The following is a 17,209-nucleotide window of genomic DNA, read 5'->3' on the forward strand; positions in this document are numbered from 1 at the left end:
ATTCATAGCATGGCTGTGATAAGTCTTTTGCGTTTTGATTTACCTACGGTTTATACATTGAAGCGGAAGTGCATGATGTCACCGTCCTGCACTACGTATTCTTTACCTTCCACGCCCATTTTTCCAGCCTCTTTCACGGCGGCTTCCGAACCATATTTAATGTAGTCCTCGTACTTGATCACCTCGGCGCGGATAAATCCTTTCTCGAAATCGGTGTGGATGACCCCTGCGCATTGGGGTGCTTTCCATCCTTTGCGGTAGGTCCAGGCTTTTACCTCCATTTCTCCGGCGGTGATGAAGGTTTCCAGTTCCAGCAGGTGGTAAGCCGATTTGATCAGACGATTTACACCTGATTCTTCCAGACCGACTTCCTGAAGGAACATTTGGCGGTCTTCATAGGTTTCGAGTTCTGCGATATCGGCTTCGGTTTTGGCGGCTACGACTAGAATTTCTGCATTCTCTTCTTTTACGGCTTCGCGTACTTGTTCTACATATTTATTGCCGGTAGCAGCGCTTGCTTCGTCCACGTTGCATACGTACATCACTGGTTTGCTGGTTAGCAAGAACAGTTCTTTTGCGATTTTCTGTTCGTCTTTGCTGTCAAATTGTACGGTACGCGCAGATTTGCCTTGTTCCAATGCGTCTTTGTATTTAACAAGGATGTCGTACATTTGTTTAGCTTGTTTGTCACCGCCCGTCTGTGCCTGTTTTTGTACTTTTTGGATACGGCTTTCAATGGTCTCCAAATCTTTCAGCTGGAGTTCGGTGTCAATGATTTCTTTGTCACGGACCGGATCTACACTACCGTCTACATGAGTCACATTTTCATCATCAAAACAGCGGAGTACGTGCAGAATAGCATCTGTTTCACGGATATTTGCCAGAAACTTGTTTCCCAACCCTTCACCTTTGCTAGCTCCTTTTACAAGTCCTGCAATGTCAACAATTTCTACAGTAGTGGGAACGATACGTCCCGGATGAACCAGTTCGGCAAGTTTGGTCAGGCGTTCATCAGGAACGGTGATGACACCTACATTCGGTTCGATGGTACAGAAAGGGAAGTTGGCTGCTTGAGCCTTTGCATTCGATAAACAATTAAAAAGTGTCGACTTTCCTACGTTTGGAAGACCGACAATGCCACATTGTAAAGCCATTATCTATTTGTTTTTTTGATTATTATCTATCTATTTGTTTGCAAAGATAACCATTCTTTTTGTATCAGGCTTCATATTGAAGTCAGATTTGGCTTTTTTATATGCGAAAAGACTGCCCGTCACGAAACAAAAAGGGCAACCGTCACGGTTGCCCTTTCGTAGAGTTTTTATGAAAAGTGTTAGATTGTTAGAATAGATTTATTTGTCCATAGTTACGGTCATTTCGGGTACTAATATATATTCTTTCTTTTTAGAGTTCCATTTGTAATATTCAGTAGTCATACTTTTGTTGCCATAAGTATAACGAATGCAGAGGTCATTTTCCCAGCGATTTTTGTTACTGTTCCATTTTTGCGCCTCGTCCTCTGTGCGTTGGTTGTTGGCATCATACTTGTAATTGTGCTTCATATAATTAGTAAGCATGGTGCCTTCCATTTTAAAAATCGTTTCCGAAACAATTACTCCATTTACTTCTTCTGCATTGTAAATCAGGTTGTCACCCGGATTTCCTGCAAAAACTGTAAGGTTAGCAATAAATAAAATTGCTACAACGAGCATTCCTTTCAAAAAATTGATCTTCTTCATGATATTGATATGTTAGATTGTTACTTTCATATTGTTTTTAAAAACGGTGCAAATGTACGAAAGAAAATTGAATCTCCTAACATTTCTGCTAAAAAATGATTATATTTTTGCAAAATGTCACTGATTAAACAAATATTAATAATTGTATAAGATCTATTTATTACAATTATCTTGTGTTTGTGTTTTTCATTTACGTTCGGGATGGCAAATGAAAAGCTCAATGGATTGGAAAAGACCATTGAGCTTTTATGATATAAATACCTTATATATAGTACTATATATCTTGCGAATAGTTGGTTTCTATATGCTTTAATGCGCTTCAAGCCAGTTGCTTCCCCAACCGCAGTCTGCGCGTAAAGGTACTTGCATATGGTAGGCATTTTCCATCTCTTCAATCACAATTTTCTGTACTTTTTCCTTTTCTTCGGGTAGAACGCTGAAATTTAACTCATCATGTACCTGAAGTATCATTTTGGACTTTATATTTTCAGATTGAAAGCGCTGGTATATGCGTACCATAGCTGCCTTGATAATATCGGCTGCACTTCCCTGGATAGGAGCATTGATGGCATTTCGTTCGGCATATCCGCGCACAACCGAATTTCTGGAATTGATATCCGGAAGATATCGTTTACGGCCGAATATGGTTTCAATATATCCTTGCCTGCGGGCAAGGTCGATGCTTTTGTCCATATATTCCTTTATTTGGGGATAAGTTTCGAAATAGCCGTCTATTAGTTCTTTTGCCTCTTTGCGGTCTACATTCATACGTTCTGCCAGTCCGAATACGCTGATGCCGTAGATGATACCGAAATTAGCTGTTTTTGCTTTACTGCGTTGTTCGCGGGTAACTTTGTCTATACTTATCTTATATACTTTTGCTGCGGTGGCGGCATGAATGTCATCTCCTTCCTTGAAAGCCTCTATCATATTGGCGTCTCCGCTAAGGTGTGCCATAATGCGTAACTCAATCTGTGAATAGTCGGCGGAGAAAAATTCGCAACCATCATCGGGAATGAAGGCCTTACGGATTTCCTTGCCGTCTTCGTTGCGGATGGGGATGTTCTGAAGGTTCGGGTTGCTGGAACTGAGCCGGCCGGTAGCAGTGACCGTTTGATTGAACGAAGTATGAATTTTACCTGTTTCTTTATTAATCAATAGGGGCAGAGCATCAATATAAGTACCGAGAAGCTTCTTCAGACCGCGGTGTTCCAATATCTTGCCTACTATTTCGTGTTTCCCTCGCAGGCTTTCCAATACTTCTTCACTGGTGACATATTGTCCGGTTTTGGTTTTCTTGGCTTTCTCCACGATACGCAGCTTGTCAAACAGCACTTCACCTACCTGTTTGGGTGAGGCTATGTTGAAATCCGTACCTGCCAGTTGGTGCACTTCTTCTTCTATTTGGTTCATGCGGGCGGTGAAATGTTCCGAGGTCTGTTTTAAGGCTTCAGTGTCTACACGCACGCCGTTGCGTTCTATATAAGCAAGTACGGGGACCAGGGGCATTTCTATTTCGTAGAAGAGTTTTTCCGCATCGTTGGTTTTCAATTCCTGTTCCAAGATGTTTTTCAATTTCAGTGTGACATCAGCATCCTCGCACGCGTACTTATAGATAGCTTCGGGGGAGAGATCGCGCATATTCTTCTGACCTTTGCCTTTGGGACCAATCAGTTCTTCGATGTGGATAGTCTGATAATGCAGGTAGATTTCGGCAAGGTAGTCCATATTGTGGCGCAATTCCGGTTGTAGTACATAATGTGCCACCATGGTATCGAACAGGGGACCGCGCACTTCAGTTCCGTAGTTGCCCAATACCAGCATATCGTATTTTATATTTTGTCCTACTTTCAACGCTCCTTCTTTTTCGAAAGCCGGCCGGAACTCATTAACTATTTTTTGCGCTTCGGTCCGATCGGCAGGTACAGGGACATAAAATGCTTGATTTTCGGCATAGCTGAAGCTCATTCCCACGAGTTCTGCGGTGATGGGATCGGTTCCTGTTGTTTCTGTGTCTAGACTGAAAATTTCTTTTGTAAGTAAGTTTTGTAATAATTCAGATCTTTTCTCTTCTGTATCAATGAGTTGATAGTCGTATTTTAAATTATCTAAACATGCTAGATTCGAATATTTCTCACTTTCCGTCCCTCCGTTGGTAAATTCTGCAAAGAGATTGCCTTGAGGGGAAGACGGAGAAGCGGGCGATTTGCCATTCGAAGCCGGTTCACCGAAAAGGGAGAGTTGTCCCGAACCGTCCGGCATGTTTCCCTGCCGGGCGCTTCCTTCCGGTGTGCGGTTTCGTCCTTGCAGATCGTTTCCGGTCGCATCGGTGTATGTTCCGGCGAAGGCGGATTTCTTGTTTCGGTTGAAAACGCGGTCGATGAGGGTACGGAACTCCATCTCTTCAAAAATCTTCCGTAGTTCCTCTTCATTTGGTTCTTCTCTTTTCAGTTCGTCCATGTTCAATGTGATGGGGACATCAATTTTGATAGTTGCCAGAAACTTGGAGAACTCAATCATTTTCCGGTTGGCTTCCACTTTGGTTTTCAAGGCTCCTTTCAGTTCGGCAGAGTGGGAGAGAAGATTCTCGATGCTGCCATATTGCGCGATTAACTTTTGTGCTGTTTTCTCGCCCACTCCCGGACAACCGGGAATGTTGTCGGAACTATCGCCCATCAGTCCCAGCATATCAATGATTTGTGCGGGTGACTGGATATCGAACTTTGCCTTTACCTCTTCTATGCCCATCACTTCAAAACCGCCTGTATGCTTGGGACGGTACATGAAGACATTTCCGCCCACCAGTTGACCATAGTCTTTGTCTGGTGTCATCATATAAGTAGTGATCCCTCGTTTGCCGGCTTCGGTGGCCAGTGTACCGATCACGTCGTCAGCCTCGTATCCCGGTACTTCCAGAATAGGAATACGATAGGCCCGGATAATATCCTTTATAATGGGTACGGACAAACGGATTACTTCGGGTGTTTCTTCACGTTGTGCCTTATACTGTTCATAGGCCTCGTGCCGGAAGGTGGGACCGGCGGGATCAAATGCCACACCGATGTGCGTAGGATTTTCTTTCTTCAAGACCTCTTCCAGTGTATTGACAAATCCCAGTACGGCTGAAGTGTTGAAACCCTTGGAGTTAATGCGCGGGCTTTTGATGAAAGCGTAATACGCGCGGTATATTAATGCATAAGCATCTAATAGAAAAAGTTTGTCCATTCTTAAAAATCTTTAGTTTTTTCATTGTAAAAGTACAAAAAAATACCGTATTCCGTCTTTTATTACTACTTTTGTGCACAAATTAACCTGCATGGACAAATTACAGCAAATCAAATTGCCTATTGACAAGGAGTTTGAGGAATTTAGAAGGTTGTTTGACTCTTCGCTCCAAAGTTCCAATTCTTTACTTAGTGAGGTGTTATCCTATATTAAGCAGAGAAATGGCAAGATGATGCGTCCCATATTGGCGTTGTTGATTGCTAAACTATTCGGTGAAATCAATGATTCTACGCTTCATGCGGCCCTTTCATTGGAGTTGCTCCATACGGCCAGCCTGGTGCACGATGATGTGGTGGATGAGAGTGACAAGCGCCGTGGGCAGTCTTCGGTAAATGCTATCTATAATAATAAGGTGTCGGTTCTGGTAGGCGACTATATGCTGGCAACCAGCCTGAAGCATTCTGCCATGACCCGCGAGATTACAATTGTAGATTTGGTGGCTTGTTTGGGACAGAACTTATCTGAAGGCGAGATTATTCAATTGGCGAATATTAATGCTTCTGAGTTCTCGGAAGAAGTGTATTATGATGTCATTCGTAAAAAGACGGCTGCATTGTTTACTGCCAGTGCGGAAGCGGGGGCTATTTCGGTTCATGCATCCGATGAAATGGTGAAAAATGCTCGTCTGTTTGGCGAAATGATTGGTATTGCTTTCCAGATAAAGGATGATATCTTTGACTATTATTCTTCTGATGAGATAGGTAAACCTACCGGAAACGATATGCGTGAAGGGAAGCTGACATTGCCGGCTTTGTATGTGTTAAATACGTTTGATGATGAGGAGATGCGGAAACTGGCGTTATGTATCCGGTCATTAGACGCTTCGGATGAAGATATTGCCCGTTTCATCGAATATACTAAGGTGAAGGGAGGGATAGAGTATGCCAGACAGGCAATGGTGGATTATCGTAATAAAGCGTTGGCTTTACTTCCACAATCAGCCGGTCAAGCTGTAAAAGATGCTTTGACTGCTTATATTGATTATGTGATTGAAAGAGATAAATAGTACGATTGTTGAAGATATGTACCTCAAAAAGTTCGGGCGTGATCCTTTATACGATAAGGACCACGCCCGAGCTTTTTGAGGTACGCCTTTCTTTGGTAGTTTAAAATAACCGGAATAGATAAGGCTCATTCCGGTCACTTTAAATGTGGTTGTTATTTAAATAGTGAAACGGTTCTTTGTTTAGAAGAACTTGGTTTCCTGACCTACAATTTCTGAGAGAAGCAGATTGGCCAGGCGGCTTGTTCCTAAGCGGAATAGCTCGTTTGTCAGCCATTCTTCACCTAACACTTCTTTTACAATGGTATAGTAAACCAAAGCATCGTGTACGGTATTAATTCCTCCGGCGGGTTTGAATCCTACTTTGCGGCCTGTTGTCATATAGTATTCTTTGATAGCCTCGCACATCACCAAGGCGGCTTCAGGAGTAGCGGCGGGGTTTTCCTTTCCGGTAGAGGTCTTGATGAAATCGGCTCCGGAATACATCGATAGAATGGACGCTTTTTTGATGTTGGATGCGCTCCCCAGTGCTCCAGTTTCTAGAATTACTTTCAGGTGGTGCTCACCACATACAGCTTTTAATTCTTCTATTTCATCGCACATTCCTTCGTAATCCCCACTCAGGAACTTGCCTACCGGGATAACGATATCTATTTCATCAGCTCCGGTATGGAGAGCCATGGCTGTTTCGGCTACCTTTACTTCAGTAAATGTTTGTGATGAAGGGAAACCACCCGATACACAGGCTATGTTTACATGGTCTGCCTCCAAGGTGTCGTTGACTACTTCTGCCATATTAGGATATACACAGATTGCGGCTACATTGTCCAGATCAGGGTACTTGTCAACAAATTCATTTACTTTTCCGGTGAATTTCATTACACTTTCATCCGAATCAGTGCACTTTAAAGTGGTCAGGTCAATGCAATGGAACAGGAATTTCTTTACGTCCGGTGTATTGTTTTCTGCTACATGTTTTTCGATGAGTAGGGCAGTTTTCGCTTTTACATCCTCATCGCGCAAACGGATGTTATACTTGGCAAGTGCTTCCTCGTACTTACTGTGCTCGGGTCCATGATCGTGGTCATGACGATGTTCATGTCCACCTTCGAATTCGTGATTATGTTCCATAATTCTTTATAATTTGGGGTTGTTTTTATGTCTGTCTTTATCTCTATTTGTTTTCTTCTTCAAGTTTTGACGGAAGGCTTCGGTCAGGTTTACTCCGGTCTGGTTGGCCAGACAGATAAGGACCCACAATACGTCTGCCATTTCATCGGCAAGGTTGTCTTTCTCTCCTTGTTTGAAAGATTGGTCTCCATATTTACGTGCCATCACACGTGCCAGTTCGCCTACTTCCTCGGTCAGGACGGTCATATTGGTCAGTTCGCTGAAGTAGCGTACACCGTACGTTTTAATCCAGCTGTCCACCTCTTTTTGTGCTTCTTCCAGTGTCATTATTCTTTGTTTTTAGTGTCCATACATATAGTAACAGGCCCGTTGTTCAGAAGTTCAACTTTCATGTCTGCTCCGAATTCTCCGGTTCCTACTTCTTTGCCTAAACCGATGCTTAGTTCCCGGCAGAAATAATCGTAGAGAGGAATGGCTATATCGTGTTTTGCGGCACGGATGTAGGAGGGACGGTTCCCTTTCTTTGTAGATGCGTGCAATGTGAACTGGCTGATAACCAGAATGTTGCCTTCTACCTCCCGAATGGATTTATTCATCACTCCGTTTTCATCGTCAAAGACTCTCAATCCTATTATCTTTTTGCATAACCAGTCAGCATCTTCTTGTGTATCAGCTTCTTCGATACCAACCAATATCATGAATCCTTCTTTTATCGCCGATTTGCATACACCTTCTATGGTAACAGAGGCGTGGCTTACTCGTTGAATAACTACTCTCATATTTATATCCTTTATTTATTATTAGAAAATGCTTGCCGTTTACCGGTATTATGTCCGCCTACTATGGTGGGTGGAAACATTGCCGACCTCTTGGCTTGACAGTTATGAGGGCGGCATATCCTTGCAATGGATGTATGCAAAGGTAGGAAATCCCTTTTATTCTGTGAGGTTTTCTTTGATATTTTTAGCGGCTGCTTCACCTACCACGGCTGCAATCTCTTCCAGTGAGGCTTGCTTGATGCGGCTGACGCTTTTGAATGTTTTCAGCAGGGCGGTCTTTCTTTTCTCACCTATTCCCTTGATGTTGTCTAAAGCGGATGCCACCTGGCTCTTGCTGCGCTTGTCCCGATGGAAGGTGATGGCGAAGCGGTGTACTTCGTTCTGTATATTCTCCAACAGATGGAACAAGGGAGTGCTTTGTTTTACACCGATGGTCAGCGGAGGAAAACCGTATAGCAATTCCGAGGTGCGGTGCTTGCGGTCTTTGGCCAGTCCGGCTATGGGGATATCCAAATGGAGTTCGTCTTCTATCACTTCTCTCACTACTTCCATTTGCCCCTTTCCACCGTCGGTAATGATGAGGTCGGGCAGGGGGGAACCTTCCTCTATGGCGCGGCTATACCGGCGGCGTACCACCTCTTTCATAGAGGCGTAATCGTCGGGTCCGGTCACTGTCTTGATGATGTATTTCCGGTAATCCTTCTTGCTTGGTTTTGCCTTTTTGAAGACTACACAGGCGGCCACTGCGTCCGAACCCTGAATGTTGGAGTTGTCGAAACATTCAATGTGGTTCGGCATCTTCTTCATATGTAGCTGCTCTTGGATTTCTTTCATCAGACGGACGCTTCTTTGTTCTGGATTTAACTTTTCCGCCTGTTTCAAACGGTCTACTTTATACTGCTTCACGTTCATTACGGAGAGGTCCAGCAAATGCTTCTTTTCTCCTCGTTGGGGAACGGTGAAGGTGACGTTGTTCATTTCCATATCCACTTCAAAAGGTACGATGATTTCGCGGGAAGTGCTCTTATATCGTTCACGCATTTCGATAATGCCCAGTTGTAAAAGCTCTTCTTTTGTTTCGTTCAGACGTTTCTTGTACTCGAAAGTGAAGGCTTGGTTGATGCATCCGTTAGTGATATGCAGATAGTTGATATAGGCTGAATTTTCTTCCATTTCAATGGAAAATACATCCACATTATGGATGATGGAGTTGACCACTTCGCTCTTGGAGCGATAGTTTTCTATCAAGTCATATTTCTCTTTTATTTTCTGTGCTTCCTCAAATTTCATTTCGGCGGCAAGCGCTTGCATTTCCTCCATCAGCAGGTCACTTACAATTTGTGTATCTCCTTTCAGGATATCTTTGATTTCACCGATATTCTTCATGTATTCCTCATGCGATTGTTGTCCGATGCAGGGCCCTTTGCAGTTCTTTATATGATATTCCAGACATACGTTGAACTTGCCGGCACGAATGTTCTCTGGACTCAGGTTGAGTTTGCAAGTGCGGATGGGATAGAGCTTTTTTATCAGGTCCATCACGGCAAGCATGGAGGGCATGTGGCTGTACGGACCATAGTAGGAGGAGCCGTTACGGATGATTTTCCGGGTCTTGAAGATGCGTGGAAAATACTCATTGCTTACACAAATGGAAGGGTAGGTCTTATCATCTTTCAGCAATACGTTGTAGCGCGGTTTGTATTTCTTTATCAGATTATTCTCTAACAAAAGGGCGTCTTCCTCTGTCTTTACCACGATATAACGGATGTCTGAAATCTTGCTGACCAGCAGGCGTGTCTTGCCGTTGGGGTGCTCTCTGTTGAAGTAAGAAGAGACTCTTCGTTTCAAGTTTTTTGCTTTTCCAACGTAGATAATGGTTCCTTCGGAGTTTAGGTATTGGTAAATGCCCGGGCTGTCGGGCAGGTTTAGTACGATTCCTTTCAGATAGTCATTGGTTGTAATCTCTTCTTTTTCCATAAGTGTATATTGGTATTACCTGATTATATGTTAATGTAAGCTCGATATAAAAATACCTCGTTGCTGAATTTTGAGTTAAATGACAAACGATTGTTTTCCGGACAAATGAGCGCTTCCGTAGGGGTGTCCCCATGTGTTCGCCCCTACGGTGGAAACATCTCAAAATAGCATTTCGTGGTATGATTGTGGGTAATCATCTTATAAATCTTCAAGCTGTAACATTATATATCTTACAGCTTGAAGATATATATCTTTCGGCTTCATCGTCCATATCTTTTCGTTGTCCATCCATTGTTGTCTTTCTATAGTGACTCGGGACGGACTTCGCTTTTTTACGGGCAGATTGTGCGGCGTTATAAAGTAAGCAGCGTATCCACCGTGATATTTTCGGGGAATGCCTTTCTGCCGTTCAGACCTCCCAACTCGATAATGAAGTTGATGAAGATCTTTTTGGCACCACATCTTTGTACTAACCGATGAGTGGCCGCCATGGTTCCACCGGTAGCCAATAAATCATCGTGCAGCAGAACTACATCGTTTTCATTGATGGCATCCTTATGTATTTGAATGGTATCGGTTCCGTACTCTTTAGCATACGTTTCTTCTACAACCTCTGCAGGGAGTTTGCCCGGCTTGCGTGCCATTACGAATCCGGCTCCTAAACGTGCCGCCAGAGCACCGCCCATAATGAAGCCGCGCGACTCTATACCTACTACTTTGGTGATACCTTTGTCCTTGTACATTTCATATAAAGTGTCCAGCATTTCCTGCAAGCACTCGGCATTTTTGAACAAGGTTGTCACATCATAAAACAGAATTCCCGGAATGGGGAAATCTGGAATTTCTCTTAAGTTTGCTTTAAGCGTTTCTTTGCTCATAACCAGTGTTTTATTGTTAGTCTATTAAATTACTTGTTTCACGTGAAACATACCTTGTTTCACCGCCCCAGCAGAACTAGTAGGACGTTGATGTCGCTAGGAGAGATACCCGGTATGCGGCTGGCTTGGGCCAATGTTTCGGGATCTATCTTCATCAGTTTCTGCCGGGCTTCGGTAGAGAGCGAATTCAATGAGTTGTAGTCGAACTTGCCTTTAATGCGGATGGCTTCCAAGCGATGTATCTTTTCTGCGATCATTCGCTCGCGGTCAATGTATCCCTGATATTTGATCAGTACTTCGGCGGCTTCAATCACTTCTTCTTTACGGTCGGTAATTTGGTCCAGCATGGCTTTGAAAGCCGGAATGTACCCGGCTATATTTTCGATGGTAATCTGCGGACGGTTCAGCAGGTCGATTAGTTTGCAGCCGTGTGTCAGACGGGCAGTACCCAAACTTTCCAAAGCATCATTGATTAATGCGGCTTTAATGGAGAAGGTCTTGGCAAAGTCGATGATTTGGTTCACGGCTTCCCGTTTGCTGCAAAGATGTTCGTAACGGTCTTGTTTTACCAGACCTAGTTTGTAGGCACGTTCAGTGAGGCGCATATCTGCATCGTCTTGTCGGAGCAGGATGCGGTATTCGGCACGGGAGGTGAACATACGATAAGGTTCGTCCACACCTTTTGTAACCAGATCGTCAATCAAGACACCGATGTAGGCCTCGTCCCGTCCCAGTGTGAACGGCTCGCCACCGTGGCAGTTGATGTGTGCGTTGATACCGGCAATGATTCCCTGTCCGCCTGCTTCTTCGTAACCGGTGGTCCCGTTTACTTGTCCGGCAAGGAACAGGTTCTTTATTATTTTCGATTCCAACGTATGTTTCAGTTGGGTAGGGTCGAAGTAATCGTATTCGATAGCGTATCCCGGACGATAAACTACCAAGTCCTTAAATGCAGGTACTTTCTTCAATGCCGCCAACTGTATGTCCATGGGCAGTGAAGAAGAGAACCCGTTCAGGTAAAGTTCTTGTGTGGTTTCTCCTTCGGGTTCCAGGAAAAGCTGATGTTGCGGCTTGTCGGGGAAGGTTACGATTTTGGTTTCTATGCTGGGACAATAACGCGGTCCGATGCTTTGGATTTGTCCGTTGAAAAGGGGAGAGTCGGGCAGACCTTTGCGCAGTACCTCGTGCACCTCTTCGTTGGTAAAGCAGGTCCAGCATTGCAGTTGTTTCAGCTTGCGCGGTTCGCTCATGAACGAAAAGCGGTGGAAGTCGTTTTCTCCGTCCTGTGTTTCCATCAGCTCATAGTGTACGCTGCGTCCGTCTATGCGGACAGGCGTACCGGTCTTCATACGTCCGGCGGTGATTCCGTGGCGGGTGATTGATTCGGTCAGATGGTAGGAAGCTGGTTCGGCCATGCGTCCTCCTGCCAGTTGTTTATGCCCGATGTGCATCAGTCCGTTCAGGAAGGTTCCTGCGGTGAGCACGATACATTTTGCATGGAAAGTCACTCCCCAGCAAGTCATGACTCCGGTCGCTTCACCGTTTTCCACGATTAGTTCTTCTACAGTATCTTGCCAAATGTGCAGATTGGGAGTGTTCTCCAGAATCTCGCGCCATGCCCAGATAAACTTGCCGCGGTCACACTGGGCACGGGGGCTCCACATAGCGGGACCTTTGGAACGGTTAAGCATACGGAACTGTATGGCTGTACGGTCTGTAACCAGTCCCATATAGCCACCTAATGCGTCTATCTCTCTTACGATTTGTCCCTTGGCAATTCCACCTACGGCAGGGTTACAACTCATTTGCCCGATTTTGTTCATATCCATGGTAATCAGGCAGGTCTTCGAACCCATGTTGGCTGCGGCCGCAGCTGCCTCACAGCCTGCGTGTCCGGCGCCTATTACAATAACGTCGTACTTAAAATCCATTGATTTATTTCTTTTTACCGATTGCAAAATTACGAATTTTACTCTGTAAAGCGGTGATAATACGGTTAAAAAGAATGTGTGGCGACAGAAATCTGCTTCTGCCGCCACATCATACAAACACTATTTCTAAAGTAAACTATTTCCTGTTATTTCTTGTCCGGAGCAGGAGGGGTGTCGGACGGGCGTTTCTTTCCGTCCTTGTCTACCGGTTCAAACTCCTCTTTCTCCGGCTCATTCTGTGCGTTTTCTTTCGAGGAAGGATTGACAATGTTCTGATAGGTATCATGAATGGGAAGCTTGTCTAGAATACCCAGTGCAGGAGCTACTTTGCTGACGACGTTCTGCAAGAAATTAGATGTCGTGCCGTTGCCGCCGTCAAAAACAGTAATATTCCCCAGTTGAATATGTTCAAATGCCTTAACCTGTTCCGAAGCGATTTCCTTCCATTGGTCAACCATCTTGTATTGGATGGCGATTTCGGGATTGCGTTCGGCAGCTTTCACCATGGCCTCGAAGCCTTCAGCTTCGGCCAGCAAGGACTTCTTCTTACCTTCCGCTTCTGCCTCCAGCTTCATCTGGATAGCCTTGGCTTCCGCCTGTGCTTTGGCCAGGATAGCTTCCGCTTCTGCATTTGCCTTACGTTTTATTTGCTCAGCCAATGCGTCCGCATCCAAGATAGCTTGCTGTTTGGCTATTTCGGCAGGAACAATCTTATCCGCTTTTAAGGCCTGTTCTACTTTGCGGGCTTTCGCTTCTTCTATCTCACGCTGTGCGTTTTCCTGTGCAGTGAGGACGGCAGCTTGCGTTCTGGCCTGTGCTTCACCGGCTTTTCTAGAGGCTTCCGCCTTGGTAACTTCCAGTTCCGCATTACTTTCGGCAACCTCTTTGGCAGCGTTATTTTGCCCGATGGCCGATTTCTTTTGTGCTTCCGCCTGCTTTATCTCCATATCGGACTGGAGCTCTGCAGTACGACTCTCCTGTTCGGTACGCGCCTGTTCCTTGTTCACTTCCATAGAGGCGCTGGCTTTGGCGATACGTGATTCTTTTTCGGCGTTTTCTTCCGCTACTTTCGATTCACGTTCCTTGTCGGCTATGGCTACTTTAATCTCCTCGTCACGTTGCGTATCGGCCAGTTGAGTGTTCTTGTCGCGGTTGGTTTCCGCTACTTTGGTGGCGCGCTCTTTTTGCTGTTCTGCAATCTTGATGGCCCCCAGTTTCTGCTGTTCTTCAATGTTGGCTAAGGCTTCATTCTTGGCTTTCGCTTCGGCTTCTTTTCCCAGATTGACGATATAGTCGGCTTCATCACGGATGTCGCTGATGTTGATGTTCATCAGGTAAAGGCCGAATTTCTTCAATTCGGAATCGATGTTTTTGCGGCAGTTCTCAAGGAATGTATCACGGTCGCTGTTCAGTTGTTCGATAGTCATATCGGCGATGACCAGACGCATTTGTCCGTAAACAACGTCTTTAATCAGTTCCTGTTGTGCCTCGATGTTCAGTCCCAGCAAGCGTTCGGCCGCATTCTGCATGACTTCGGGCTCTGTGCTTACGGCCACAGTGATGGTAGTGGGCACATCTACGCGGATGTTTTGTTTGGAGATGGCGCCGGTCAGTTTGCAGTCAATCTGCATGGGTTTCATGTTCAGGAAAGAGTATCCCTGAATGATGGGCCATACAAAAGCGGCTCCTCCGTGATACAGTTTAGCCGATTTCTTATCGCCGGTCTTACCATATACTACCAATACCTCGTCGCTCTTGCACTTGCGGTAACGACTTAAAATCCCGACGATGGTCAGGACGATGACAGCTACCAGAATAGCTGCATAAATGAGAATCTGCTCATCCATAAATGATTGCGTTTTTAGGGTTTATTTAATCAATATAATAGATTCCTTCCTTGTAATCCTTCAGTGTGAGGATATCGCCTTCCTGATAGCTTTTACCCTGTATGCTCCGCACGGTAAGTTCTCTTTGTGCACCATTGATGGCGATATAGACCACGTATTCTGTTCCTGCCTGTCCTTGTTCCTGACAGCGGGTATATATTTCGCATTTCCTGCCTATTAATTCTTCTCCCTGTTCGGGCTTATTTTCTTGTTTCAGCTTATAGCAGAGTTTATAAATCCAAGCTAGGACGAAAACAAAAAAGCTGCCGCTTATCACGGCGCCCAGATAATGCAAGACAATGTAGGGAGGCTGGCATAAATACATGAACCAACCGAAACCCATGCAGAAATGAATCAGCCCTTTGAAGGAGAGTACGCTGCTCATGTCTATATCGGCGTTGCCGTCGGCATTGACGTCTATGTCGGTGTCCATATTGCCGAAAAAGATGGATAAGATGAATTGCAGAAGAAAGATTCCCGTACTTACTAATGCAGCGAAAAAATATACGTTAGCTTCCATTTGAGTGATATATTTTGTGTTTATCTGTTTTTTCAATTCACAAAATAAAGCAATTAATCCGGAAAAGCAAGAAGATAAGGGAATAAATGTAGCTGCATGTATAGCTTTCGACGTTTTTATCCGTCCGGCGGAAAGTTTTCCCTAACTATTGGCATGTCTTTGAAAAGTTACGGGCAATCATTCGTGCGAACTATGCCCGTAACTTTTATAGGTTGTTCTACCTTGTATGTCCTGTTATAGGGAAACCAATGCCAGCGCCTTGTTCTCGGCAGCTTCCATAATCTCCCGTTCACCGGGCCCTTTGTCGTTGATGCCGCACAAGTGCAGGATACCATGAATAATCACCCGGTGAAGCTCGCGGTCGTAGGGTTGCTCAAACTGTTCCGCATTGGTGCGGACAGTATCCAGACTGATGAATAAATCACCGGAAATGCGATTACCTTCGCAATAGTCGAAAGTGATGATATCCGTGTAATAATCATGTTGCAGATACTGCTGGTTTACTTCCAGTATTTTATCGTCCGAGCAGAAGATATAAGCGATTTCTCCCACTCTTTTTCCATAGCAGGCGGCTACCTCTTTAATCCATTCGGTGGTTTCTTTCTTTTTGATATCGGGCATCTTTACCCCATCGGTTTGATAACTTATCATAGAATAACAAATTAGAAATGACAGGCAAAGATAGGTAAAGTATCTTGTTAGCGGTTCACTTTCGGGATATTTTCTAATAACTTTCTAATCTGGTCTGAGTTGATTATAATCGGTTTCACTTCTCATCGGGAAAAGGGCGTTGTACTTTTGTCACCCAAAAACAGAAAACAATGAAACAACGTGCTATTCTTTTCTTTTTTATAGGCATAATGACAGGAATACTGCAGGCACAGACCTTGACTCTGAAAGATGCCGGACAGCTTTTTCTGAAGCAGAACCTGTCTCTTATTGCAGCCCGGTATGATATGGACATTGCTCAGGCACAGGTATTGCAGGCCAGACTTTTTGAGAATCCCGTTATCTCGTTAGAGCAAAATGTGTACAATAGGCTGAATGGAAAATACTTTGACATGGGAAAGGACGGGGAGTCAGGAGTGGAGATAGAGCAGGTTATCAGTATTGCCGGGCAGCGTAGTAACCGTATCCGTCTGGAAAAAGTGAACAAGGAAATGGCCGGATATCAGTTTCAGGAAATCATGCGCACCTTGCATAGTGAGCTGAACGAACGATTTGTCGAGACTTATTTTCTGACTAGAAATATGGTTGTTTATGAAAAAGAAATAACTTCGTTGGAGCGCCTTCTGGCTGAGATGAAACTTCAACAACAGAAAGGAAACATTTCACTGATGGAAGCCTCGCGTCTGGAGGCCATGTTGCTTTCATTGAAGAAGGAAAGGAATGAGCAGGAGAATCAGCTGGTTGCCGCCCGGGGAGAATTGAACCTTCTTCTGAGCCTTCCTGCTGATGCGCGTCCTGAACTGCTACTGGATGAAAGTATGTTGAAACAGCTGGACTTGTCACAACTCTCTTATGCGGACTTGATGGCACGTATGACTGGACGTCCCGATTTAAAACTGGCCCGTACCTATATCCGTGCTTCGCAGGCGAACCTTAAACTTCAGAAGTCGCTGGCTTTTCCCGAAGTATCCTTTAAAGGGACTTATGACCGTGCCGGTAATTTTATCAATAATTACTTTGCTGTGGGGATCAGTTTCTCTGTTCCTATATTTAACCGTAATCAGGGTAATATAAAGTCGGCCCGCATCGAAATCATGAAAGCGGATAAGGAAAAGGAGTATGCCATGGGAAAAGCGGAGATGGAGCTTTTTACCGCTTATTCGCAGCTGGAGAAGGCGATGAATCTTTATCAGTCGGTGGATAGTGATTTGGAGCAGAACTTTGAGAAACTGATAGCGGGAGTGAATGAAACGTTCCGGAAACGTAGTATCAGTCTGTTGGAATTTATAGACTATTATGAGAGTTATAAAGAAACTTGTATACAGTTATATGACACACGTAAGGACTTGCTTCTGGCTATGGAGAATTTGAACCGAGTTATCGGACAAAATGTATTTAATTATTAATAACT

The 17,209-nt window shown here is 44.5% G+C and carries 14 protein-coding genes; 2 read left to right on the forward strand and 12 right to left on the reverse strand.

Annotated elements, in window-relative coordinates; translation table 11 throughout:
• Positions 1-50: 50 nt before the first annotated feature.
• From ychF to polA, 3 genes are all read right to left on the reverse strand, one after another.
• The gene (gene ychF, locus AB5935_RS02030) at positions 51-1,154 is read right to left on the reverse strand and encodes a redox-regulated ATPase YchF (protein ID WP_007834303.1); all 1,104 of its coding nucleotides are present in this window, start codon (positions 1,152-1,154) and stop codon (positions 51-53) included.
• A gap of 198 nt (positions 1,155-1,352) precedes the next feature.
• Positions 1,353-1,739, reverse strand: coding sequence for a DUF3836 domain-containing protein (locus AB5935_RS02035; protein ID WP_007834304.1), 387 nt, complete (start codon positions 1,737-1,739; stop codon positions 1,353-1,355).
• A 309-nt stretch (positions 1,740-2,048) separates the two neighbouring features.
• Entirely contained in the window at positions 2,049-4,964 is a 2,916-nt protein-coding gene (polA, locus tag AB5935_RS02040) for a DNA polymerase I (protein ID WP_008654057.1), read from the reverse strand.
• 91 nt (positions 4,965-5,055) lie between these two features.
• On the opposite strand from polA, the gene AB5935_RS02045 reads away from it, so the two are divergent.
• Positions 5,056-6,030 (forward strand): polyprenyl synthetase family protein, encoded by a 975-nt coding sequence (locus AB5935_RS02045; RefSeq protein ID WP_007834307.1) that lies wholly within the window; start codon positions 5,056-5,058, stop codon positions 6,028-6,030.
• A 180-nt stretch (positions 6,031-6,210) separates the two neighbouring features.
• Here AB5935_RS02045 and deoC read toward each other — a convergent pair whose 3' ends face one another.
• From deoC to ybeY, 9 genes are all read right to left on the reverse strand, one after another.
• Entirely contained in the window at positions 6,211-7,158 is a 948-nt protein-coding gene (gene deoC, locus AB5935_RS02050; RefSeq protein WP_007834308.1) for a deoxyribose-phosphate aldolase, read from the reverse strand.
• 6 nt (positions 7,159-7,164) lie between these two features.
• Positions 7,165-7,485, reverse strand: coding sequence for a nucleotide pyrophosphohydrolase (locus tag AB5935_RS02055; protein ID WP_038608402.1), 321 nt, complete (start codon positions 7,483-7,485; stop codon positions 7,165-7,167).
• Positions 7,485-7,937: a D-aminoacyl-tRNA deacylase gene (gene dtd, locus AB5935_RS02060; RefSeq protein WP_007834310.1), complete on the reverse strand. Its 453-nt coding sequence runs from the start codon at positions 7,935-7,937 to the stop codon at positions 7,485-7,487. Before dtd ends, AB5935_RS02055 begins: the two co-directional genes overlap by 1 nt.
• 156 nt (positions 7,938-8,093) lie before the next feature.
• Positions 8,094-9,914, reverse strand: a complete 1,821-nt coding sequence (gene uvrC / locus AB5935_RS02065) for an excinuclease ABC subunit UvrC (RefSeq protein ID WP_038608405.1) — start codon at positions 9,912-9,914, stop codon at positions 8,094-8,096.
• Positions 9,915-10,267: 353 nt separating this feature from the next.
• On the reverse strand, positions 10,268-10,792 hold the full coding sequence (locus AB5935_RS02070; protein ID WP_008654056.1) for an adenine phosphoribosyltransferase: 525 nt from the start codon (positions 10,790-10,792) through the stop codon (positions 10,268-10,270).
• Positions 10,793-10,851: 59 nt separating this feature from the next.
• Complete coding sequence (mnmG, locus tag AB5935_RS02075; RefSeq protein ID WP_038608408.1) at positions 10,852-12,723, reverse strand: tRNA uridine-5-carboxymethylaminomethyl(34) synthesis enzyme MnmG; 1,872 nt, start codon at positions 12,721-12,723, stop codon at positions 10,852-10,854.
• A 146-nt stretch (positions 12,724-12,869) separates the two neighbouring features.
• A complete protein-coding gene (locus AB5935_RS02080) occupies positions 12,870-14,570 on the reverse strand; it encodes a flotillin family protein (protein WP_007841733.1) in 1,701 nt (566 codons plus the stop codon).
• 25 nt (positions 14,571-14,595) lie between these two features.
• Entirely contained in the window at positions 14,596-15,129 is a 534-nt protein-coding gene (locus tag AB5935_RS02085) for a hypothetical protein (RefSeq protein WP_007834318.1), read from the reverse strand.
• Positions 15,130-15,363: 234 nt separating this feature from the next.
• On the reverse strand, positions 15,364-15,780 hold the full coding sequence (gene ybeY, locus AB5935_RS02090) for an rRNA maturation RNase YbeY (protein WP_007834320.1): 417 nt from the start codon (positions 15,778-15,780) through the stop codon (positions 15,364-15,366).
• 170 nt (positions 15,781-15,950) lie between these two features.
• On the opposite strand from ybeY, the gene AB5935_RS02095 reads away from it, so the two are divergent.
• Complete coding sequence (locus AB5935_RS02095; protein WP_038608411.1) at positions 15,951-17,204, forward strand: TolC family protein; 1,254 nt, start codon at positions 15,951-15,953, stop codon at positions 17,202-17,204.
• The last annotated feature ends 5 nt before the right edge of the window (positions 17,205-17,209 follow it).

Source organism: Phocaeicola sp. RTP21198st1_B8_RTP21198_201120 (assembly GCF_040929485.1).
Taxonomy (GTDB): Bacteria; Bacteroidota; Bacteroidia; order Bacteroidales; family Bacteroidaceae; genus Phocaeicola; species Phocaeicola dorei.